This window comes from Anaerovibrio sp. RM50, from assembly GCF_000622005.1.
Classification (GTDB): domain Bacteria; phylum Bacillota; class Negativicutes; order Selenomonadales; family Selenomonadaceae; genus Anaerovibrio.
In genome coordinates, this window is record NZ_KK211384.1 from 57,395 (window position 1) to 80,330 (window position 22,936).

The following is a 22,936-nucleotide window of genomic DNA, read 5'->3' on the forward strand; positions in this document are numbered from 1 at the left end:
TGCCCTCCTTAAAAATAGGCCGTCATCAGCTCCAGCATCGGCCACACAATACTTATTACAATAAAACCGATAACAATGCCCAAAAACGCCACTATCACCGGCTCAGCCATGGTTTCAATTATATGCACTCCCTTTTCAGCCTCATCAAGACAATATTCGCTGCCGTAATGCAGCATGGTCCCCAGTTCCCCGGAGCCCTCTCCCGCCGCTATCATACTTCTTATTACCTCAGGATATAATTCATCCTTCATACAGCTCTGAAGGCTGTTTCCCCTGAACAGTCTTTCCCCCATTTCCAGAAAGCTGTCCCCCAGAAACACGTTGGTACACAGGGGAGCGCAGTTGGCCATGGCCTTGTCAATAACAATTCCGCTGTCCAAAAGCATAGCCAAGGTACCCAGCAATACGCCCAAATCCTTCATGAGCCAAAGTCTGCCCCAAAATGGCAGTCTCAGCAATATTCTGTCCATAATCCTGCCCCAAGTATGGCTTCTGCGGATGGCAATTATTCCCATAACCAACAACACCATGATGGCAAATACTGCGCCCAACCTTTCCGCCGGTGTATTGGATATGGTAATCAGAATCCTTGTGGGCCAGGGCAAATCCAGGGATAAATCACCAAATACCCCAAGCACCACCGGCAAAACTCCAAGGATTATAAATGTCAAGGAACAAAGGCTCAAAATCGACAAAAATAACGGATACATCATAGCCATCTTAAAGCTCTGACGCAGCTTATCCCGTTTTTCAAAGCTCTGTGCCAAAGAAAGAAATACCCACTCCAGATTCCCCCCAAATTCCCCTGCCTCCACCATGGCAATTTCCTGGGAGCTGTAAAGTCTTCCACAGGCTGACATGGCATTGGCCAGAGAGTTACCCCCGGACAGTTTTTCCTTAAGACTGCCCCCAATATAATTTCCCGTCTCCATGAGCCCCACCACCTGGTTTATTGGGAGACCAGCCCTCATGAGAATAGCCCCTTGGCGATAAAACTGACTCTTTTGGTTTTTATTGTCTTTTCTTTTTGCCTTCAAAAAATTCAGAAAAAGGTTGCTGTTCTTTTCCCTAAGCTCCAGTATTATCATCCCCTGGGATTTTAAATTCTCATAGGCAATGGTCCTGTTCTCTGCCTCAATAATCCCCTGGCTGCGTTTACCCGCATCATCTAAAACAGTGTATCCGTAATTATTCATAAAGCCTTATCCAGTGCCTTATCCAGTGCCTTATCCAATGCCATTTCCATGGTCTGCATTCCCTGGGAAACTCCCGACTGCATTACAGATTGCAGCAGTTCATACTTGCCCTTTCTTATTATGTTGGCCACTGCATTATTGCCGTGGAGTACCTCCACTGCACAATGTAATTCACTGTCCCTTCCCATATATAGCTTTTGTGTGCATATCCCCCTTAATGAGGAAGCCAGCATACTTCGGGCCAAATTCTGCTTCTCCTCGGGAAACATACTGATAAACCGCTCCACAGTTTCCACCGCCCCTCCAGTGTGCATGGTGGCAATAACATAATGGCCGGAGGCAGCGGCACTAAGGGCTGCCTGACAAGTTGCCCCATCACGCAGCTCTGCAATCATAATCACATCGGGATTTTCCCGCATGGCACTGGCAATCCCCCTTTCATAGCTAAGAAAATCCTTTCCCAGCTCCTGCTGGCTGAACAGGCATCTGCCCCGGGGATAAAGAAATTCCACCGGATCCTCCAGTGTGAGAATATGATATTCCTTCTTCTTGTTCATTTCTGCCAAAAATGAGGAAACTGTGGTGGTCTTGCCAGCCCCCGTGGCTCCTGTCACCAGCAAAAGGCCGTCCTTGTAATTTATAAACTGCCGGATATTCCCGGCCTGGCCTAACTCCTCCAATAGAGGAATCTCGTGGGGCAATAGTCTGAAAGCAAATGCTATATTTCCCCGCTGGCGGTAAATATGCACCCGATACCGCCTCCCTGACACTTCCCATGTAAAATCTACTTCCTTTCGTTTCAGGAAATCCTCCTGCTGATTGCGGTCGGTAATGCGGGAAAATATTTTCCATATATCCTCCTTGATAGTTACATCATCCCCCATCATTAACCTTCCCCTCCGTCGGAAAAATACCGGCATTCCCTCTGATATAAAGACATCGGATACTCCCCTATCTGCAAACTCAGACAGCAGCTCCTCAAATTTCTTTCCACCTAATCCCATATACCTTCCTCCTACTCATTGCATATTCTAATTATCTCTTCAATTTCCACCAGCCCTGCCTTGGCCTTCTCAATGCCATCCTCCCACATGGTTTTCATATCTGTGTTTTTTATTGCTTCCTCCAGCTCCCCTAGGGTTGGTCCATAACTGATACATTGCTGAAGGTCACTGTCAATAATAAGCAGCTCCTGAATGGCCACTCTCCCCCTAATCCCCCGTCCCCTGCATTTATCACAGCCACAACGACGGTACAGCAATAGTCCGGGCTCGTAATTATCCCCCAATGCTTTGGCAATACTGCTGTCCGGCAACACGTCATAAACTTCACAGCAATGGGGGCAAAGTCTGGGGACCAGTCGCTGGGCCACAATTCCTCTTAAGGCAATGGCCAGCAAAAAGGGCTTAATTCCCATATCCAGGAGCCTGTAAATTACCTTGACGGCACTGGAGGTATGAACCGTGGCAAAAACCAGATGCCCCGTAAGGGAGCTCTTTACCAGCATCTTTGCCACCTCATGGCTTCTCACCTCTCCGATGGCCAGAATATCGTAATCCTGTCTTAAGACAGCCTTTAAGGCCTCTTCAAAATCCAGCTTGATTTTCGTATTAACCTGCATCTGATTAATTCCGTAAAGCTGATATTCCACAGGGTCCTCGATAGTAACAATATTCTTGGCACTGTCATTTAAGTAATGGAGTGCCCCATACAAAGTGGTGGTTTTTCCTGAATTAACAGGCCCCGCCATAATAACTGCACCGCTGGGCTCCCTGCACAGTCCCATAAATTTTTCTTTGTTCTCCTGGGAAAAATCCAGACTATCTATATCCATAAAGCCCCCGGCCCGGTTCAGCAGTCTGAGTACCGCCTTTTCCCCTTTGATGAGAGGCACAATGGATACCCTCACATCAATTTCCTGCTGCCCGAAGCTGTAGGAAAACCTTCCATCCTGGGGAAGTCGGTTCTCTGCAATATTCAGCTGACACATTATTTTGATACGTGAAATAACATTGCTGTACAGCTCCATGGGAATCTGGTCGTAAACCGTCTCCAGATTTCCGTCAATCCTGTAGCGAAGCCGCCCCACCACATTTCCCGGCTCCACGTGAATATCGGAGGCATTCTGCTCCAGGGCCTCCTGAAGAATATTATTCACCAGCTCTACCACAGGTGAGCGGTCATTTACTGTCTTAACGGGAATAGCCATGGGAGCATTATAGGTGGCGGCACTGCGCTTGGCTGTATCAAATAATTCTTTAAAACTTTTCTTATTTTTAGGCTTCATACTAATTTTCCTTTGTGATATTCCATTTTCACTTTCTTTATTAAATATTTTATCACTACTCAAAATATTTTCAATACATTTTATTGAAATTCCAAATATATTTTTGTAAAAAGTAAAAAACTGTGGTGATTTTTTATATCACCACAGTCCATTAAAACATTTTGTAAAATTATTGAATCATCAAATAGAAATCACGCTGCTGTCGTGAAGCATGTACAGATACCTTTCCGCCACTTTTATGCCCAGTATGGATTCTGCGGCGGCAGTATAAAGCTTCAGCTGCAATTCATAACGTTTCTTTACTGCCTCCGGATCTGTATCCCTGTCAGTCTTGTAATCCAGCAACACATAGGTGCCGTCAGTCTCCTTAAACAGCACGTCGATAACACCCTGGCTGAAGATATATTCTCCCTCCACGTCGTCGTAATAATCACTGGCCGCCAGCATGCGGCTAAAAGGAAGCTCCCGCCAAAGCTCAGTGGCATTTTTCAGCCGCTGGCCAATATCCGTCTTAAAGAAAGCGGCCACCGCTTTTACATTTACGTATGCCGACTGCTCCTGACTCATGATTTCATTGGTCACCATAGCTGTAAGCTGATTTTTCACGTCCCTGGCATCCAGTTTTCCGGACAAATCCAGATGCTGCATAACGGAGTGCATAAGGGTTCCATATTCGTTGCCCTTAAGACCAGCCTTTCCCTCTGCCTCCTGAATAAATCTTGGCCGATTGAAGATATACTCCTGATGCTGGGCTGCCAGCTGACAGCTCCCCTCCATGATTCCTTCACCTACTGCCTTCTCCGCAAAGCGGCGCTTCAGTTCAGAAACGGTGAGCTTGGCCGGGACCTCTCTGGTCCCACCATAATCATAATCAAGGGTTAACTGGGCCATCAATGACTCCATATCCCCTTCCGCCTCTTCCTTTAAATGCAACTCTTCACCATTGCGCACCGCCTGAAGAATATCCCTTTCCACTTCTTCAGCCCGGCCTGCCCCCGTAATTGCACCAGCCTCTATCACAGAAACTGTCCAGTTGGATTCCTTGCCCATGGCATCGGGAATAGCCACCCGATTTTTGGCAATGCCGGAATATTCCACCAATGGTTCCCCGTCAGGGTGATGGGCTACTGCCCTGGCCACCCAGTCAGCGTAGGAATTAACTGACAGAAGTGTATGCACCGGCAAAACCTTATCAGTTGTATCAATATGCTGGCACCACTTGGCCGCCTTGCCTTCCAGCCCATGACTTCTGCCCACCATAATCAGCTTTTCCCTGGCTCTTGTCATGGCCACATAAAGGACACGCAGCTCCTCTGCCTGCAGTTCCCGCAGCCATTTGGCCTTTACGGCCTGACGGGCAAAGGTTTCATATTTTGCCATTAATTCCGGGTCCACGTATTTAATGCCCATGCCCATATCCTTATGAACCAGCACATCATCATTTAAATCCATTGTATTGAATTTCTTGCACATATCCGCAATAACAACCACGGGAAACTCTAGACCCTTACTCTTGTGAATGGTCATTACACGAACCACGTCCTCACCTTCCCCAAGGGTTCTGGCCATGGACAGGTCCGTTTCCATATCCGTCATGCGCTGGATAAACCGCAGAAAACGGAACAGCCCCTGATAATCAGTGCTTTGGAATTCCTGGGCCCGGGTTATCAGCATACGCAGATTGGCCTGGCGGAGGATACCGCCTTTAAGGCTGCCCACGTAATCATAATACCCCGTATCCCGGAAAATCTGCCAGATAAGCTCAGGAACACTGACTTGTCTGGAAAGCTGCCGCCAAATACTCAGCTGATTCAAAAATCCGTCCACCTTCTCCTTTATCCCACCATCCAGCTCCGATTCCGGGGTATTGGCTGCCAGCAGGGCAGTATACATATCCTCATCCTTTGCTGAGGCCTTCAGTCTGGCCAAATCAGCAGCACTTAGCCCCACTATTGGTGAAAACAGCACCGCCGCCAAATGGATATCCTGCTGGGCGTTGTCAATTACCGACAGCAAGGAGTGCATAGTCTGGATTTCAGTGGTCTGGAAAAATCCATCACTGGTGTTGGCGTACACGGGGATATCATTCTGCTGGAGAATCTCCTGTAAAACCTCCGCCTTGCCCTTGGTGGCCCTTAGGAGAATTACCATATCCCGCCACGTTACAGGACGATACCCCTTATTATCCGTATAATCCTTGTCAAAGACCATTTTACCGCTGGCCTTGATTTCCTTCAGGCGGTGGGCAATATACTGGGCCTCCAGCTCGAAGTCCGCCAGATCTTCCATATCCTCCTGCCCTTCATTTTCCTCATCAGCGGCATCGAAATCCAAATCTATCAGGGCCAGCTCCACGTTTTTATCCATAAGCTCCCCATAGTCCGGCTCCACGTAGCCATAAGGCACCCCCTCATTAAGCATGGCCCGTTCATCGTATTCAATTTCATTTGGATCAGGGGTCATCACCTGGGCAAAAACGTAGTTTATGGCCGAAAGAATCTCCCTACGGCTGCGGAAATTCCGCCCCAAAGTAATAAGCTCCCCCTCCTGATTATCAGTCTTTTCATAGGCCCTGTATTTTTTCAGGAAAAGTCTGGCCTCCGAGGAACGGAAGCCATATATGCTCTGCTTTACATCTCCCACAGTAAATGTATTGGCGTTGCCCTCGCCGGTAATGAGCCCCACAATAAATTCCTGCACCTCATTGGTGTCCTGATACTCATCCACCATAATCTCCTGATAGCGTTTTCTAAGCTCCAGGGCTATTTCCGAAGGCTTCATTTCCCCCGGGGCGGCATCAGGAGATTTTAAAATCTCCAGGGCAAAATGCTCCACATCACTGAAATCCATAATATTTTTCTTTCTTTTGGCGTCACTATATGCCTTGGAAAAATCCTTCACCATGGTTACAATACAGGATACATCCCCCACAGCAGCATTAAGCTCCTCCAGCAGCACCTCTTCATCATCCTGCACAAAGGACTGTATCTCCTCAAGAATCCCCTTCAGCTCCTTTGCCACAACGCTAAAGGCCTCTTTAACCTCCGGCTCCATATCCTTTAATTTCCCCGGCATTCTTGGCACACCCGACATTTTGGACAGGGCCTCATAAATATCGTGCCACCCCTGTTCAAGGGCAGTATCCAGTGACGTCACCACATCATCATAGCCAGCCACCAGATCTTCAAACTTTTCCCGTACCTTTGGAGCCTCAAAATTCACCACAATACTTTTCAGTTCAGCCAAACACTGTCTCGCAGGGGCCATGCGGCAGATGATTTCTTCCTTCATCACCGGCCACCACTTGGTTTCCTGCAAAGAAACAATCGGCCCCCCATTGCCCAAATAATCCTGTTCCAGCTGGCTTAACCACAAATCCGGAAAGGGCTGATTGCGGGACTTTTCATATAGCTTCAGCACAATATCGTAAAGGGCAGAATCCCCTCTGTCGGTGCCGTATTTATCTGCAAACCGTTGGAGAGCCGAATCCCCCGAGCTGTATTTTTCCTCAAACATATCCTCCAGCACGTCCTGCTGAAGTATAATCAGCTCATTTTCATTGGCAATGCGAAACTTTGGGTCCATGTCTATAGCATTAAAATTGTTTTTTACCACAGTCTGGCAGAAGGAATCTATAGTGGAAATGGCAGCACCCGAAAGAAGTATCATCTGCCGCTCCAGCCGTCTTATCATGTTCTTGTCTGAATTCCCTTCCTCCATGGCCTGGGCAATGGCCCCCTGAAGCCGCTTCTTTATACGCTGCTTCATTTCCTCTGCCGCCGCCCTGGTAAAGGTAACAACCAGCAGACGGTCCACGTCCCATGCTTTTTCATCCTTGGACGGATCCCTAAGCAAATGGGACACAACCCGTTCCACCAGCACCGCTGTCTTTCCGGAGCCTGCAGCCGCCGAAACCAATATATTTTTATCATCATTGTTGATGGCAAGCTTTTGTTCCTGTGACCACTCCACTTCTACTCCTCCTTCCCCTCAGCTGCATTTCCGTTTTTATCAAGGATTGCGCCCTTCACTCTTTCTGTTATTATTTCCATAATTTCAGCGTCACTGCCGCCAATCCTGCGATAATCATATCCCTCCAGTCTTGGGTCAAATCCGCATAGAGGATGATATTTACAATACGTGCAAGGAGTGTTTTTGTCCTTCCTGTACGGCTTAATCTCAATATTGCCACCTATGATCTCCTCGCCGGTATCCTTGAAAATAAGCTCAATATATTCCATCAGCAGCTCAAATTCTTCCCTGCTTTTCAGCGTATTCATACTGGAAGAATTAAAGGACAGATTCCCTTCCTTTCCCTTGTAGGCCAGCTTCAAAAAACGGCTCTTATTTTCTGTGGAAAGGGTGTTATCTATCTGCTCAGCAATGTCCTTGTCCAAAAGAACCCAGCCCGGCATTTTCAACTCAGCATCCAGAGCTTCCCGGATTTTCTCCGGGTCTCTGGTGTGATTTTTCATTAAAAGTACTGGTCTTTTCAGGAAGAAATACAGCATTCCCGCCGGCAGCATTGGGGTATCCTTACCTCTGCCCATGAGCTCCCTGGCCACCAAAAGATAGGTAAGAAGCTGCAGCTTCAGCCCATAATAAACGTCCACCAAATTTATGGCTGCAGAACCAGTCTTATAATCCAGTATCATAAAATGGCTTCCCTGTTCATTGACATCTATGCGGTCAATCTGGCCATTCAGCTTCAGACGGTTATTTTCGTGAAGCTTGTACACCAATTCCAAGGAATCCTCCGGCCCATAGGTACCAAAGGAACGTTCAAACAGCTCAGGGTGGAATTTGCTGACCCTGTCAAATTCCCCCAGCCTCCTTAAGGCAAAGCGGGCCGTTGCCTCCAGTCGGGACAGCTGGGCCTCCATCTGCTTAGTAGAATAGAGCATACCGTTATTAAGACGCGGCGCCAGCTTATTGATAATCTCATTGGCAATCTCATCCCTTTCACCAGGGGCAATATCCCCCCAATGACGTCCCTCTTTTTTCAGTCTCAGCCCAAATTCCTTTAGCACGGCATGAAGAAGTGTCCCCAGCTCAGGACTGCTGAAACGGGTTATTTTCCGCTCCCTCAAATTGAGGCCATATTGGGCAAAAAACTGGAAGGGACAGCTGTTATACAGCTCAAACTTGGTAACAGATCCTCCCAGAATCCCTTTTTTTGTATACAGTGCCCTGGCCAGCTCCCTAGGCAGCTTGTCCAGCCGCGGATTTATAAAAAGCCCCCGGCGGATAAGTTTCACAAGGTGTCCCACACCGTCATCCTTCAAAAGGCAGTTATACACCTTCTGCCATAACTCCGAAAGTTCTTCCCCCTCCCGAAGCTCCCTTAGGGCAATTGCCAAGGAGGACAAGGTTTGCCGCTTGTTGGCCAGCATTTTTAACTGCTCCTCCTCTGGAAACTTACTGATCCAGTCCAATGGAATGGTCTTGACGCTGTTCTCTGGCAAAAGGGCCTTAATTCTCCCCACAATTTCCGCCCCGGTCATGGCATCGCCGGCGGGAGATGCCAGAGAATAAGAAACCCACATATATTCCCGGGCCTGGGTAAAGGCCTTATATATAAGATAATTCTCGTTGAAGCTGGCTTCCTCCCCCAGCACAGAAAGTTCAATAATATTCTTTTGGTTGATATGCATACGATCTGCATCTGACAGCACCGTATTTTCCACAGACCGTCTTGGCATAACACCAACATTGGCCCCCAGAATATACACTGCTTTAATATTGTCCAGGGCATTTTGGTCAAAGGAGGCAATATTTACATAATCCAGCCCCGGTGGGATAAGAGCCATTTCAAGGGAGGAAAGGCCCTCCTCCAAAAGCTGCTTAAGTTCCCCCACAGCCATTTTGTTATCTCCGCTGACTTCCACCATCTGGTCCAGCAGCTCCATAATGTCATTCCAAACCTGCTGATGCTCTCTGGCCATATCCAGATTGCCGCTTTTTTCCGCCTGATCGGACCAGTCCTGCAAAATCTTAGGCACCTCAATATCCACCATGAACTGATAGATAACCCGTATCATATCTCTGGTGGTGGCAGCTTCCTTCAATCCGTCCTGAAGTCTGCCCACCGGCTCTGCCACATGACGACGCAGCTGGTCCGCAGTGGCTGCCCGTAGTTTTTGCTTATCTGCAACCCTTTCATTCTCCTCATCAATGGAATAGCGGGAATAAAAATCCCATGGCTCATCCCTGCGCCAAACCTTTCTGCCCCTAAGATTAAATTCCAGGCAATAATTTTCCAAAAGGTCAATCTGCTGGGCCGTAAGCTGGAAAAAGCCCGTTTTTATGCAACAGAATAAATCGTCATAACCCCAGCCTTCAGTAATACCAATGGCAGAGCGGATAAGCTCCGCCACGGGATGATTGGCGCATTGACGTTTTTTGTCGCTGAAAAAAGGAATATCATAATCTTTAAATACAAAATTTATAAGGTCACCATAGGTCTCCCCATCTCTGATGAGCACCCCAATATCACGCCATTTATACCCCTTTTGGCGGACAAGATTTATAATGTCTGCTGCCGCAGCCTCCACCTCCAGCCTGCAGGTGGCAGCCTCCACCAGAGATATATCCCTGGCATCTTCAACGGGCTTGATTTTGCCCTTGTCAAATCCCGCCTCCAGCGCCTTCAACGTTTTATTTTGATATCGTTTTACCTCATTAAAGTGACGATAGTTTACAGGAATTTCATATTTTCTGGCCAGCTTCAGTAGACGGCTGCAGCTGGTATAGGCTCGGTTAAAAAGGCCGGAAGCCTCCCTGTTGGCCCACTGCCCCTGTGCTGTATTATTATCATCCATATTAAAGGTCACATGAATATTGGCACCGTATTGTAACAATCCCTCCAGCACCTGCAGCTCCAACGTATTAAAAAACAGGAAGCCGTCCAGCCAGATATCTGCCCCTGCCACCAGTCTGGACATTGGCATTCTGTCCACCAGAATACTCATTATGTCCTTTCCGTCATTATAACGGCCTGCCATGGCCTCATTGAAATCACCGTACAGCAATGCCAAATCCCCCAGCTTATTGCTGAGTCTGGTATCCTCCATGGTGTCACTGGCTTCATTTAACAGCTCCGGGGATATGCCACACCCCTTAAACTCATCGATAATGCCCCCAAGTATATTGGCAAAGCCCCGCTGACGTGATGCCCGTCCAAAGACCTTTAGTTCATTATATCGCTTGTCCAGAATTCTCTTAAGGAGCAGCTGCCGCCCCATATCAGTAATGCCCTGCTCCAGTCCGCCGCCGGTTTCCTGCAGCACCTGATAAGCAAAGCGCTTAAATCCGTACACCTGACAACGCATGTAGCCCCGACCCTGTTTTTCCAGCATTGAAGCCAGCTGACGCTCCACCTTGTAGGTCATGTGCTCCGGCAACAGCAGAATAATAGCCGGCCCCAGGGGTCTTTTTACCAGCTCTTTTGTTATCTGTTCCAATACATAGGTGGTCTTGCCACTGCCAGCCCGGCCTGTAATAATTTCCAACATATATCCGCCCCCTTGTCCGCCGACCTTTTTACCAGTGAAAAAATCGGACTGTTTTGACCAGTCCGATTTTGTATAGCAAAATATTATGATTATCTTATGGAACCGTACCTTCGTATTCTGTTGGCTCTGCCACCCTCATCATGGTACGGCCGCAATTACATTCCCCATCAATACGCAAAACCGCATGGCCGGTGCGCAAACGGAAAATAGGCATAGCCTCATTGGCAAGGGATGTAAGCACCAGCTCACCCACCCTATGAGGTTCTGTTATAACCTGACTGCCGCCGAATTCCACAATCTCGGCATAATAATAATCCTCGTGAATGTGGAACCCCTTGTCCTCCGGGCACTGATACATAATGCCGGCACAGCCGAAGCCAGGTGAATTATACACCGTGTTGGTCTTAACATTCATCCGTCGTTCCAGATAAGCCCGCATTGGATTATGAAGTGTTTCCTCGAGACAAACTATGGTAGGAAGATACAGGTCCTGGGCATTCTCCCCATCCGCCTGCAGCTTCACAATAAACTGGGTTACCAGCCGAAAATCGCTAATCAGTACATCCACATGGCAGGAGGTCATGAGCTCCACAATATTATCCATATTGCTGCCCATAAGCATAACGGAAGCACCGATACCCTCCAGGGCATACTGCACATCCATAAGCCTGCTGTCGGAAGCCTCCCCCAGAAGGCCCACCACAGTAGTGTCGTTGATGCCATAGGCCACCAGAACCCTCGTCATCATTTCCATCTGACGGGCCACATCACCATTGGTATACATTTTGATAAAGGTTTCCGCATCACCCTGTCTGGATATGCGTAGCACACCGCTTATAGGCAATGTGAGCAAATCAAAGATGGAGGCCTCCCTCAGCACGCTCCGCTCCGTAAGGGGCAGCTTTTGGATGTCCGCCAAGGTCTGTATGTCATTGGGGCCAACCCCTGCCTTTTTGAAAGCCTGCTGATAAAAGGCACTTTTCTCCTGAGCCCACTTCACCCGTTTTTTCAGGGCATCCAGTTGCAAAGCCTCCAGCTGGGAGCGTTCCATGGTCTCTATTTTTCGATTAGCAATCATCGTAACTTCATTTCTCCCAATCTAACCCATAAAATCAGGTAAGAGGCTTCTGATAGAAGAACGGCTGGAAGCTTGTATAGCCCAGCTTGCGGAAATTCAGAATAGCCTCAGTGGCACCAACGAACAAAATTCCACCTGGCTTCAATGCCTTGAAGAAGTTGGCATAAAGCTGGTCCTTTGCTTCCTCGGTAAAATAAATAACTACGTTACGGCAAAGAATAAGATCAAAGCCGCTCTCAAAGTTGTCCTTCAAAAGGTTATGGCGCTTGAACTCAATACAGTCCTTAATCTCCTGGGATACCAGATACTTGTCGCCCTCATGGGTGAAATACTTCCTCTTGCGCTCAGGATCAATGGCCTTCAGCTCATTATCGGTATATTCGCCCTTTTTGGCCTTGCCCAAAATCTCAATATCAAGATCAGTTGCAAGGATGCGATGGCGCATATTAGGAGTCAGAGTCTTCATAATCATAGCCAGAGAATAAGGCTCTGCACCGATGGAGCAGCCGGCACTCCAAATATTCAGCTTGCTGCTGCGCTTTAAGAGGTCAGGAATAACATCTGTTTCCAGCTTGGCAAACTTGTCAGGAGTACGGAAGAACTCAGATACGTTAATCGTCAGATACTCAATGAATGCTGCAAATTCATCATGGTCCTGCACCACCTTGTCAAAATAACCGCAATATGTATCATAGCCATTTCTCTTGGCAAGGTTCATAATACGGCGCTGCATCTGGGGTGCCTTGTATAAATCCAAGTCTATCTCAGTCTTTGCCTTCAACTTTCTTTTAAAATCGGTCCAATCCTGTTCTGCTGTCATATACTATCCCTCCAAACGATACCACGTATTCATTACTTATATATTCCACCTAAAAATCAAAAATCCTTTATTTTTTAAAATAAAGTTAATTAATCTTCCACATAGTGGCTAAAGCTGCCAATAACCAGCTGAGGGAATTCCTTTTTCAGCTCATTAAGGAACTTTCTTGTGCCCACAAATGGAGTTTTCTGCTCCGGCATTATGTCAAGGAAGGCATCCGGATCTATATTGAGATTCCGCACCTGTATCATCTGCACAGGCAGCTCACGGAAAAAGTCTTTCCATGCTGCCAGCTCATCCTCCCGATCATTGAAGCCTGGGAAGTACAACATATTTAGGGAAACGTAAATGCCATGGTCCAGGGCGTAGCGAATGGACTCCTTCACATTGTCCAGCTTGTAGTTGCTGCGGTAATAAGCATCATAGCTTTCAGGGACGGCACTTATGATGCTGACCCGCATGGTATCAAGGCCCGCATCTACAATCTGCTTTATGCCCTCAGTGTAGCCCGCGTTGGTGTTGATATTAATCTGGCCCTTGCGGGTCTTTTCACGAATCAGTTTAATGCCCGCGGAAATATTCACCGCCGCCAGTGAAGGCTCCCCCTCACAGCCCTGTCCAAAACTGATAATACCCTCAGGGGCATTTTCCAGATGATAAATACCAAGCTGGGCAATCTGTTCAGGGGTTGGCCGGAATTTTATGCGGCTTTGTGGTGACGGACAGCACTCCGCCGGCTGCAGGGAAATACAGCCGAAGCAGTTGGCGTTGCATACAGGAGATGTGGGAATACCGCACTCCCAACGGCGATAGAAAATATTCTCCGCAGTACAGCAATGCCACTCCAGAGAGCAATTGGCCAGATGGTCAATGAGAGGATTATCCGGCAAATCTTTTTTCACCTGTTTTACCAGCCGCTTCAAATTCTTGGTATTATAATGCTCCGGATCCCATTTATGATTCTCATCAGTATAAATAGCCGCCCCGTAAAGCTGGTCCTTATAGACACACACCGCCGTGTAGCCATAAAGAGGCAGCTGGCTGGCATTCTCCTCCAGTTGGAAGGCCGGCATCATGGTACGGGTGTAGCCAGCGGGCAAAATAGCAGATACAGCGTTGCCCGTCAGTGTCAAAACCTCCCCGTCCTGGCCCATGCCCACCGCCTGACGGTCCGGGAGAAACATTAAATCTGCACTTTCAGGCAGGGGAATCAGATCATCAGGAGTAAGAAGGCGCAGCTCATCTCCCTCACGGCCCATGGCCATAATTCCCGGAGCATCGAAGATTTCACCATTTTCGTCTGCATAGAGAGCAATAATGGGCTCCTTTTTATTCTTTGCCATCTTCTGCCGCCTCCCTCACTTCACCAGATACAGCTTCTGTACTTACTGCTTCTACACTTTCAGCTTCTTTATTGTCATTTTCCCCATCAGCCGTTTTTTCCTTCCAGTTCTTCTTTGGCTTCTTCTGCTTTTTGGGGTTATATTTGTTCATGGCATTATCAATTCCCTCTGTTACCATGCACTCTATGGCAGGAACAAGATATTTGATGGCCTCCTGAATTTTTGGCACATCCTCCTCCGGGAAATTTGCCAGCACATGATTCACCACAGTCCACCCTGGCAGAGGACGGCCCACGCCTATACGCACCCTGCCAAAATTTTCATCTCCCACAAGGGCAATGGTGGATTTAATGCCATTATGGCCCCCTGCACTGCCTTTTTTCCGAATGCGGATAGTGCCCGCTGGAATGTCCATATCGTCGTGGCAAACGATTAAGTCCTCCGGCTCAAGCTTATACCAGCGCATTAAGGGGCCGATGCACTCACCACTGTTGTTCATATATGTCTGGGGCTTTACCAAAAGCACCTTTTCGGTGCCGATTCTGGTCTCGGCCACAAGGCCCCTTTCCCTTTCCTTCCAAGGCTCTGCCCCCAAGGCCTCAGCCAGGGCATCCACCATCATCCACCCCACATTGTGGCGGTTTTTGGCATATTCAACACCTGGATTCCCTAATCCGGCGATTATCTTCATAATAAAATATTTCTCCTTATCAAATATTTAAATATCCATTTAAAATAAACACATGTAGATTATACATTATAACGCATATTTTGGCTATTTTCCTTGACGGATAGCGTATAATTATAGATGTGATTAAAATAGAACAATAAATGAAACATTCCAGATACTTTTATGGAGGTTTATATGCATCAATATTTATTTTATATAGGGGATTTTCCCGTAAGAGCCTATGGACTGGTACTTAGCCTTAGCATTATTCTGGCCACCGGCGTAGGTTATTTTTTGGCAAAACAGGACGGCCGCTACCACAATCATGTTGTGGACCTGGGCATTTATTGCGGTTTAAGTGGCCTTTTAGGGGCCCGGCTCTGGGACGTGTTCTTCTTTGACTGGGAATATTACAGCCAACACCTCTCAGAAATAATGAATGTTTGGCAGGGGGGCATGGCTATCCAGGGTGGCGTTATTCTGGGAGTAGCTGTGGGAATTCTGTACTGCCGCCGCCATAATATAGACATTTTGGCCATGATGGACATAAGTGCCCCCGCCATTATTTTCGGCCAGGGACTGGGCCGCTGTGCCAATCTCCTTAATGGCGATGCCTTTGGTGCCCCTACAGGAGGGAACTTCGGCATAATTTATCCCTCCACCACCCTTGCCCATCACACTTATGGCAATCAGCCACTGTGGCCTGCTGAAATCTGGGAGGGACAGCTGGATTTCGTTATTTTCGCCATTCTCCTCCTGTTTCGCGCCTATCCCCATATAAAGGGGCAGGCCTTTTCCCTTTATGTAATGCTCTACTGCATAGCAAGGTTTTTCCTGGAATATCTCCGTGGAGATTATGCCGATCCTGTACTGGGACTCTTTACATCTGCTCAGATGACCAGCATTGCCGGTTTTACTGTAGCCCTTATCTGCTTCATAGCCCTACAGCTCAAAGGAGACAAGGCCCCAAAAACTGACAGTACCACAAAAACTGGGTCAGAACTATAACGCTTATTTACATTTTCTTTACTATAAAAACCATTTATTGTATAATTATATAGGTAAAAATATGTTATGAAAGGGGTATCTTACTTGAGTATTATCGCCCGTCACCTTACAGTTGATATGTATAAGTGCAAAAATTCCTGCTTTGACGATGTGCAGGCTTTACAGGCTACATTAAAAACTCTGCTTATGGAAAGCAACCTTGATATTCTCTCTTCCACCGGCCAGATTATGTCAGATGACCATATTGCTATTATTTTGCTCTTTGACGAAGGCCATATTACCGTCCATGCCTTCCCAGAGCTTCAGTACGTTTCCGCAGATGCCTTCATCTGCGAGGAAAATGCCGCCCCGGAGGAGGTCTTCAGCTCCATCCGCAAGCTCTTTAAGCCGGAGAAAACCAAAACCACCATCCTGAAGCGTGGAGATTTTGGCACCAATACCGACATGAAACCAAAGACAAAAACCAAGGTGGCTCCCCTTCGCCGTATCCACAACACCGGCAGCAAGGTAATCAATATGCTGAAAAACAAGGACGACAACAAAAAAAGTTAATTATAATAATATATATTTCCACATAATCGGGCTGGTCCTGCCAGTCCGTTTTATTTTGCCTATTTTATGTATACATTAAAACATAAGACAAATTACTAAACAAAATTGTCTTTTAAAGGTATAATAGTTTCTGTTATGTACTTTTTCTCATTAGGAGGTTTTTATGGAGAAGCCACGTCTGGGACATATCCATTTTCTCAATGTACTGCCCATCACCTACAGCCTCACCCGGTGCGGTTACGGGGAAGGTATTGACATTAAGGGCGGTGTCCCCTCTGTTATGAATAATGATCTGATAAACAACCGTCTGGATGCCAGTGAGGTTTCCTCCATTGTTTATGCCAGAAATTTTGATAATCTGCTTATACTGCCTGATTTATGTGTGCGGGCCGACGGGCCTGTTCGGAGCATTATTTTGGTATCAAAAAAGCCCATTACGGAAATAAATCAGGACAGGATTGTGCTCACGGCCCAGTCTGCCACTTCCCATGTGCTGTTGAAGATTATCTTAAACAAAGCCTATGATGCCACCCCGGATTACTGTGTTCGCCACCTTACACCGGACAATCCTGTTCCCGATGACTGCACGGCAGCCCTTTTTATCGGCGATGATGCCCTTAATGTATATCACCACAAGGACAAGGAAAAGTTCTACTATTACGACATGGGGGTGGAGTGGAAGAAGCTCACCGGCCGCTGCATGGTTTACGCAGTGTGGGCTGTTCACAAGGACTTCGCCCTAAATAATCCGGAGGCCTGCAAGCTGCTCCACGAAAGGCTGTACAAGGGCCTGCGTCACGGCTATGCCCACAAGGCCGATGCCATAAATTCCATTTTGGACGATAAGCCATTTTCCTTCCAACAGCTTGACGAGTATCTGGAAGTTATCAAGTGGAACCTTACCGAGGAATATCTGGACAATCTCATGGTATTCTACAAATACGCCCATGAAATGGGCCTTATCCCCCGCATGCCAAAGCTGAAGCTGGCTCAGGTGGACCTGTAAAATGCTTATGAAGCGGACATGGAATTATTTATATTCATGCATAGAAATACCTAGTGAAAAGACATTTTTTCTTTACACTGGGTATTTTTTGTGTCTATACTTTTATAGTAGAAGTTTGATTTTATGGAGGGAAAAACATGCCCGATGAAAATAAAAAGCCTCAAAAAAACTATGTCCGCTTTGACCCCGGCCCCGTCACTTTGGACAGCGGTCTTAAGGGAGTGAAGCTGGATTTTAACTACGGTGCCAGAGTGGTTCTCCCCGATGATGGGGATTATCATATCCGCCTTACGGATCTGGACACCAGCTCCATTGTTTACGATGCCGATGCCAGAAATGCCCTTGTCACCAGCACCAAGAAATATTACATAAATTTCCGTGTGGAAATCTGGAAAAATGGCAAGCTGGCCCTTACACACGACCTGAATCTGAAGGGCAAAAATGTTCATATAAAATTTCCCGTAGGCACTTTGGGGGACATTTTGGCCTGGTTCCCATACGCCGAGGAATTCAGAAAGAAGCATAACTGCAATGTATACTGCTCCATGAGTGAGGAAATAGGCCAGCTCTTTGCCCCGGCCTATCCGAAAATTCACTTCATGAAGCCAGGGGACACACCTCCTAATTGCTATGCTACCTACTATATGGGGATTTTCTTTCCGGCAGATGACCGCTTTCATCAGCCTACGGATTTTCGTGTAATCGGTCTTGCCCTGAACATTCCCTATATACTGGGCCTTGATGTGGTGGAATGTCGTCCCCTGCTGACTCCTTCCAAGGAACGCCCTATAAAGGAGCCCTATGTGTGCATTGCCGCCCAGGCCACCAGTCATGCCAAATACTGGAACAATCCAAGTGGCTGGATAGAGACCATTGATTTTTTGAAATCCCTTGGCTATCGGGTGCTGTGCATCGACAAGGAAAAATGCCATGGTGGTGGCCGTCATTGGCACACCATCCCATACGGCTGTGAGGATTTCACCGGCAGTCTGCCGCTACAGCAACGGGTAGATTTACTGGGCCACGCCGATTTCTTTATCGGCCTTTCCAGCGGACTGGCCTGGCTGGCCTGGGGAAGCGGCACCCCTGTTATTATGGTTTCCGGCTTTACCCTGCCCTACAACGAATTTTACACCCCTTATCGGGTGATAAATTTCCACGTTTGCAACGGCTGCTGGACTGACAGCAGCGAGGAATTTAAGCACGCAGATTTCAGCTGGTGCCCCCGTCATGCAGGCACTGAGCGTGAATTTGAATGTACCCGTTTCATCAGCTCCGGCCAGGTGTGCCAAAACATAATGCGCTTAATGAAGGATTACAGTCTGGATCCAAAAAAGGGAATCACCAGAATCAAATAGGAGGCTATTTCATGGACAATAAAGCAAACACACAGGAACCATATATGGTATTTACTCCACCTGCTGTTCCCACCCAGAAAACGGATATGGATGGCCTCACCTATGATTTTAATCTTGGACTCAGAGTAAATGTTCCCAAGGGGAACTACAGGGTAGTATTCATCGACCGTGATACCCACCTCACCGTCTACAACGCCCCCATCTCCGGGGCCATGGCCACCAGCAGCAAGCGTTATTTTGTTAACTTCCGCCTGGAGGTCTGGGAAAATCCCACGGAAGAAGAAAAGAAGCAGCAAACCGGCAAAATTGAACCAAAACTTATCTTTGCCCATGATTATAATGCCAAGGGCAAAAAGGTGCTAATGAAATTCGCCGGCCGGGCCCTTGGTGATATGCTGGCCTGGTTTCCCTACGCTGAGGTCTTTCGCCAGAAGCACCAATGTGAGCTCTATGTGCAGGTGGATGAAAAATACACTGCCATTCTGAAGCCTGCCTACCCCGATATTCATTTCATCAAGGGGGACAAGCTGCCGGAGAATTTATACGCCTCATATCACATTGGTCTCTTTGCCCCATGGGATGACCGAAACCTTCAGCCAATGGACTGGCGGGTGGTAGGGTTACAGGCCCATGCCGCCTATATGTTGGGGCTTCCTCCAAAGGAAGAAAGGGTAAAGCTTCTGCCTTCCAAAAAAGCCAAAAAATTTCAGTCAAAAGAGCCATACGTGTGCATAGCCACCCAGGCCACTGCCCAGTCAAAATACTGGAACAATGCCAATGGCTGGATTTACATCATTGATTATCTGAAAAAGCAGGGCTACCGTGTGCTTTGTGTGGACAGGGACAAGATTACAGTAAATGGCATTTACGGCAATGCCATCCCCTACGGGGCCGAGGACTTCACTGGAAACCGTTCATTGCAGGAGCGCATTGATTTAATATCCGGGGCCAAATTCTTTATAGGACTCCCCAGCGGCCTATCCTGGCTGGCCTGGGGCTGCAATGTGCCCGTGGTAATGATTGTGGGCTTCACTGCCCCTGGCACTGAGTTTTATACTCCATATAGGGTTCAGCAGTTCCACACCTGCCACAGCTGTGGCAATGACCAACGTAATGAGCACAATTATGACGACTTCGGAGCATGCCCACACCATCGTGGCACAGAAAGGGAATATGAATGTACCCGCTGCATCTCCCCTGAATATGTGCAAAGCGTAATTGACCGATTAAGAAAGGATTTAAACATATAACGAGCTTTAAGATGTCCCCCACCTCTTTAGGTGGGGGAAAACAAACTACAACAGCTGGCGAGCATATCTCCCAGCTCGTTGCGACACGAACGAAGTGAGTTAGTCCTTTAGGGAAACGCTAATTGGAAGATTTTTCTTCTAAAGAAGAAAAATTTGAACAATGGCGTTATAATTTAATAAAAGACAAAACCACCGTCAATACATTGATAAGCTATCATGCAGTGACAGTGGTTTTATTTTATTGCCATTATTCTTTTAAAAAATTATCCTTTTGCTCTGGTGCCGTAGAAAACGTATTTATTGTTAAACAGCTTGAAATACTTTTTATAAGGCAGCTTCACTTCCAGGGTTCCCATGGCATAAGGACCAATGGCGTAGTTGCCAAAATAAACGATAAAATCGTCCTCAGTCATACCGTACTGGAGAGAACCATCCTTTATCATCTGCTTTATGTCCTTCAATGCCTCTGCTTTGTCAGGCATACTGGATTTTGGCTCAATCTGGCTTTCCGTCTCCTCCACGATGATTTCTGCCAGACCGTCAGTGGTCTTGAAAATATCATTGAGCTTCAGTTCCTTGCCGGTATTGGAATCAAATACATGGGCCTTATAGTAGAACACTGGATGGGCACCACCCAAGTATATAAATTCCCCGCCTACACAGCTGAATACGGCGGAATCTGCCCTCAGTCCGCTGTAGCTAAGCTCATAGCTGTAGAGAGGCCCGCTGTTTTCCTTGTACCAGTCATGGTTTTTACTCTGTTCATACTGTTCAACAAGGTCAGGCTCCCACTGGTACATCATGCGGCGCATATAGCTCCAGTTATCTGCCGACAGTTTTTCCAGAGACTCCTGCAGTTTAGGGAAATCATTGGCAAATGCCGGGTCAAGGTTAACCTCATAAGTAGAAGCCTCCATCAAAACCCTGCCATCATGGTTAATCTGGGACCGCTGGATACTGGAACCGTAAGCAAGAGGATGGCTGAACGGAATCCCCCCCGGTGTACTCAAATCCCCCGGCTCCTCACAAGCCATAGCCATACCAGTATAGCTGTAATCGCTGGTGATTGGTGCCACCAACCCCAGAGCCAGCACAGCAGTGCCTGCCGCCAGCACCTTTTTCCACATAAAAATCCCTCCATTTCGAAAAATTATAATGCCCGTTGACTACCCCATCAGATAGTCTTCTCTGCCACCATAATATACGAAGTAAAGGGATTTTGCTACTTAAAATTATATTAAAATATCCTTTAAATTATCTTAGTGGTCCAGCCCTCAATATTCCACACCGAATCCACCCAGTCCTCATAGAATTCCGGCTCATGGGAAACCAGCAAAATAGTTCCCTTGTACTCCTTAAGGGCCCTCTTCAGCTCTGCCTTGGCGTCCACATCCAGATGGTTGGTTGGCTCGTCCAGCACCAGCAGATTTACCGGCTTTTGCATAATCTTGCACAGGCGCACCTTGGCTGCCTCGCCGCCGGAGAGAACCATCATTTTGGAGGTAATATGCTCATTGGTGAGACCGCAGGCTGCCAGAGCCGCTCTCACCTCAAACTCCGTCATACCAGGATATTCCTGCCAGATTTCCTCAATGGCGGTATTGTCATTGCCCTTGGTGGATTCCTGCTCGAAATAACCCGGAGTAACGAATTCCCCCAGCTCAATATTGCCGGAAATTGGCTTAATCATGCCAAGAAGGGTCTTTAGCAGAGTAGTTTTTCCAAGGCCGTTTACACCCCGAAGGGCCACCTTCTTACCACGCTCCAGCTGCAAGTCCACAGGATTTGTAAGGGGAGTATCATAACCCAAAATCAGACGCTTGGCCTCAATTACAAAACGGCTTGGAGTTCTGTCCATCTGAAATTTAAAATGAGGCTTTGGCTTTTCCGTGCGCTTTTCCAATACCTCCATCTTGTCCAGCTTCTTCTGGCGGGAATTGGCCATACCACGGGTGGCAACTCTGGCCTTGTTTCTTTGAATAAAATCCTTTTCACGGGCGATTTCAGCCTGCTGCCGCTCGTAGGCCGCATCCTCCTGACGACGCTTGATGGCATACATCTCCTGGAATTTCTCATAACTGCCGGTGTAACGGGTAAGACTGGCATTTTCCACGTGATAAATAACATTGGTCACCGCGTTTAGGAAAGGCACATCATGTGAAACCAGAATAAAGGCATTTTCATAGCCCTGAAGATAGGTCTTCAGCCATTCAATATGCTCCACATCCAAATAGTTGGTAGGCTCGTCCAATATGAGAATATCCGGGCTCTGCAAGAGCAGCTTGGTAAGAAGTACCTTGGTGCGCTGACCGCCGGAAAGCTCATCCACCATACGGTCGAGACCAATGTCACGAAGACCCAGTCCCCCGGCCACTTCCTCAATCTTGCTGTCCAAGGTGTAGAAGCTGTGGGCATCAAGGATTTCCTGAATCTCTCCCGCATCACTTAACAGCTTTTCCATATCCTCCGGTGAAGCCTCACCCATTTTGTCATAGCAGGACTGCATTTCTGCCTCCAGCTTGTACATTTCATCAAAGGCGGTTTTCAGCACATCACGGATAGTCATCCCCGCCTTCAAAACAGCATGCTGATCAAGATAGCCGGAGGTAACACGCTTGGCCCATTCCACTTTTCCCTCATCAGGAGTCATCTGTCCTGTAATAATAGACAAAAAGGTGGACTTGCCCTCGCCGTTGGCCCCCACCAAAGCAACGTGCTCCCCCTTCAGCAGGCGGAAGCTCACATCCTCAAATATAGTTCTTGCCCCAAAGCCGTGGGACATTCTTTCCACATTAACAATACTCAAATTCTTGTCTCCTTAATAATCGCAACTTAACCAATCTGTCATTTTTCG

At 47.5% G+C, this 22,936-nt stretch carries 16 protein-coding genes; 5 read left to right on the forward strand and 11 right to left on the reverse strand.

What is annotated here, in order from left to right:
- Window positions 1–8 precede the first annotated feature (8 nt).
- From T525_RS0113225 to pth, 9 genes are all read right to left on the reverse strand, one after another.
- Window positions 9–1,196 (reverse strand): type II secretion system F family protein, encoded by a 1,188-nt coding sequence (locus T525_RS0113225; protein WP_027407570.1) that lies wholly within the window; start codon window positions 1,194–1,196, stop codon window positions 9–11.
- Window positions 1,193–2,200, reverse strand: coding sequence for a type IV pilus twitching motility protein PilT (locus tag T525_RS0113230; RefSeq protein ID WP_037325725.1), 1,008 nt, complete (start codon window positions 2,198–2,200; stop codon window positions 1,193–1,195). The genes T525_RS0113225 and T525_RS0113230 overlap by 4 nt, the downstream gene beginning before the upstream one ends.
- A gap of 11 nt (window positions 2,201–2,211) precedes the next feature.
- Window positions 2,212–3,483 (reverse strand): GspE/PulE family protein, encoded by a 1,272-nt coding sequence (locus T525_RS15310; protein WP_051533616.1) that lies wholly within the window; start codon window positions 3,481–3,483, stop codon window positions 2,212–2,214.
- Window positions 3,484–3,663: 180 nt separating this feature from the next.
- Window positions 3,664–7,455, reverse strand: coding sequence for a helicase-exonuclease AddAB subunit AddA (gene addA / locus T525_RS0113240; RefSeq protein WP_027407572.1), 3,792 nt, complete (start codon window positions 7,453–7,455; stop codon window positions 3,664–3,666).
- Between the two features lie 2 nt (window positions 7,456–7,457).
- Entirely contained in the window at window positions 7,458–10,997 is a 3,540-nt protein-coding gene (gene addB / locus T525_RS15315; protein WP_051533617.1) for a helicase-exonuclease AddAB subunit AddB, read from the reverse strand.
- Window positions 10,998–11,091: 94 nt separating this feature from the next.
- Window positions 11,092–12,075: a phenylacetate--CoA ligase family protein gene (locus tag T525_RS0113250; RefSeq protein WP_027407573.1), complete on the reverse strand. Its 984-nt coding sequence runs from the start codon at window positions 12,073–12,075 to the stop codon at window positions 11,092–11,094.
- 34 nt (window positions 12,076–12,109) lie between these two features.
- The gene (locus T525_RS0113255) at window positions 12,110–12,895 is read right to left on the reverse strand and encodes a protein-glutamate O-methyltransferase CheR (RefSeq protein WP_027407574.1); all 786 of its coding nucleotides are present in this window, start codon (window positions 12,893–12,895) and stop codon (window positions 12,110–12,112) included.
- Window positions 12,896–12,984: 89 nt separating this feature from the next.
- Window positions 12,985–14,238, reverse strand: a complete 1,254-nt coding sequence (locus T525_RS0113260; protein ID WP_027407575.1) for a radical SAM protein — start codon at window positions 14,236–14,238, stop codon at window positions 12,985–12,987.
- The gene (gene pth / locus T525_RS15320) at window positions 14,225–14,929 is read right to left on the reverse strand and encodes an aminoacyl-tRNA hydrolase (protein WP_051533618.1); all 705 of its coding nucleotides are present in this window, start codon (window positions 14,927–14,929) and stop codon (window positions 14,225–14,227) included. The genes T525_RS0113260 and pth overlap by 14 nt, the downstream gene beginning before the upstream one ends.
- 174 nt (window positions 14,930–15,103) lie before the next feature.
- On the opposite strand from pth, the gene lgt reads away from it, so the two are divergent.
- From lgt to T525_RS0113290, 5 genes are all read left to right on the forward strand, one after another.
- Window positions 15,104–15,916 (forward strand): prolipoprotein diacylglyceryl transferase, encoded by an 813-nt coding sequence (gene lgt, locus T525_RS0113270; protein ID WP_027407576.1) that lies wholly within the window; start codon window positions 15,104–15,106, stop codon window positions 15,914–15,916.
- Window positions 15,917–16,000: 84 nt separating this feature from the next.
- The gene (gene speD / locus T525_RS0113275) at window positions 16,001–16,468 is read left to right on the forward strand and encodes an adenosylmethionine decarboxylase (RefSeq protein ID WP_027407577.1); all 468 of its coding nucleotides are present in this window, start codon (window positions 16,001–16,003) and stop codon (window positions 16,466–16,468) included.
- Between the two features lie 163 nt (window positions 16,469–16,631).
- Window positions 16,632–17,474, forward strand: a complete 843-nt coding sequence (locus T525_RS0113280) for a menaquinone biosynthetic enzyme MqnA/MqnD family protein (protein ID WP_027407578.1) — start codon at window positions 16,632–16,634, stop codon at window positions 17,472–17,474.
- Between the two features lie 137 nt (window positions 17,475–17,611).
- Window positions 17,612–18,832, forward strand: a complete 1,221-nt coding sequence (locus tag T525_RS15325; RefSeq protein ID WP_084277125.1) for an autotransporter strand-loop-strand O-heptosyltransferase — start codon at window positions 17,612–17,614, stop codon at window positions 18,830–18,832.
- 11 nt (window positions 18,833–18,843) lie between these two features.
- Window positions 18,844–20,082: an autotransporter strand-loop-strand O-heptosyltransferase gene (locus T525_RS0113290; protein WP_198022703.1), complete on the forward strand. Its 1,239-nt coding sequence runs from the start codon at window positions 18,844–18,846 to the stop codon at window positions 20,080–20,082.
- Window positions 20,083–20,345: 263 nt separating this feature from the next.
- Here T525_RS0113290 and T525_RS0113295 read toward each other — a convergent pair whose 3' ends face one another.
- Both T525_RS0113295 and T525_RS0113300 read right to left on the reverse strand, forming a co-directional pair.
- Window positions 20,346–21,209: an RsiV family protein gene (locus T525_RS0113295; RefSeq protein WP_027407580.1), complete on the reverse strand. Its 864-nt coding sequence runs from the start codon at window positions 21,207–21,209 to the stop codon at window positions 20,346–20,348.
- Between the two features lie 122 nt (window positions 21,210–21,331).
- Window positions 21,332–22,888, reverse strand: coding sequence for an ABC-F family ATP-binding cassette domain-containing protein (locus T525_RS0113300; protein ID WP_027407581.1), 1,557 nt, complete (start codon window positions 22,886–22,888; stop codon window positions 21,332–21,334).
- Window positions 22,889–22,936: the final 48 nt, after the last annotated feature.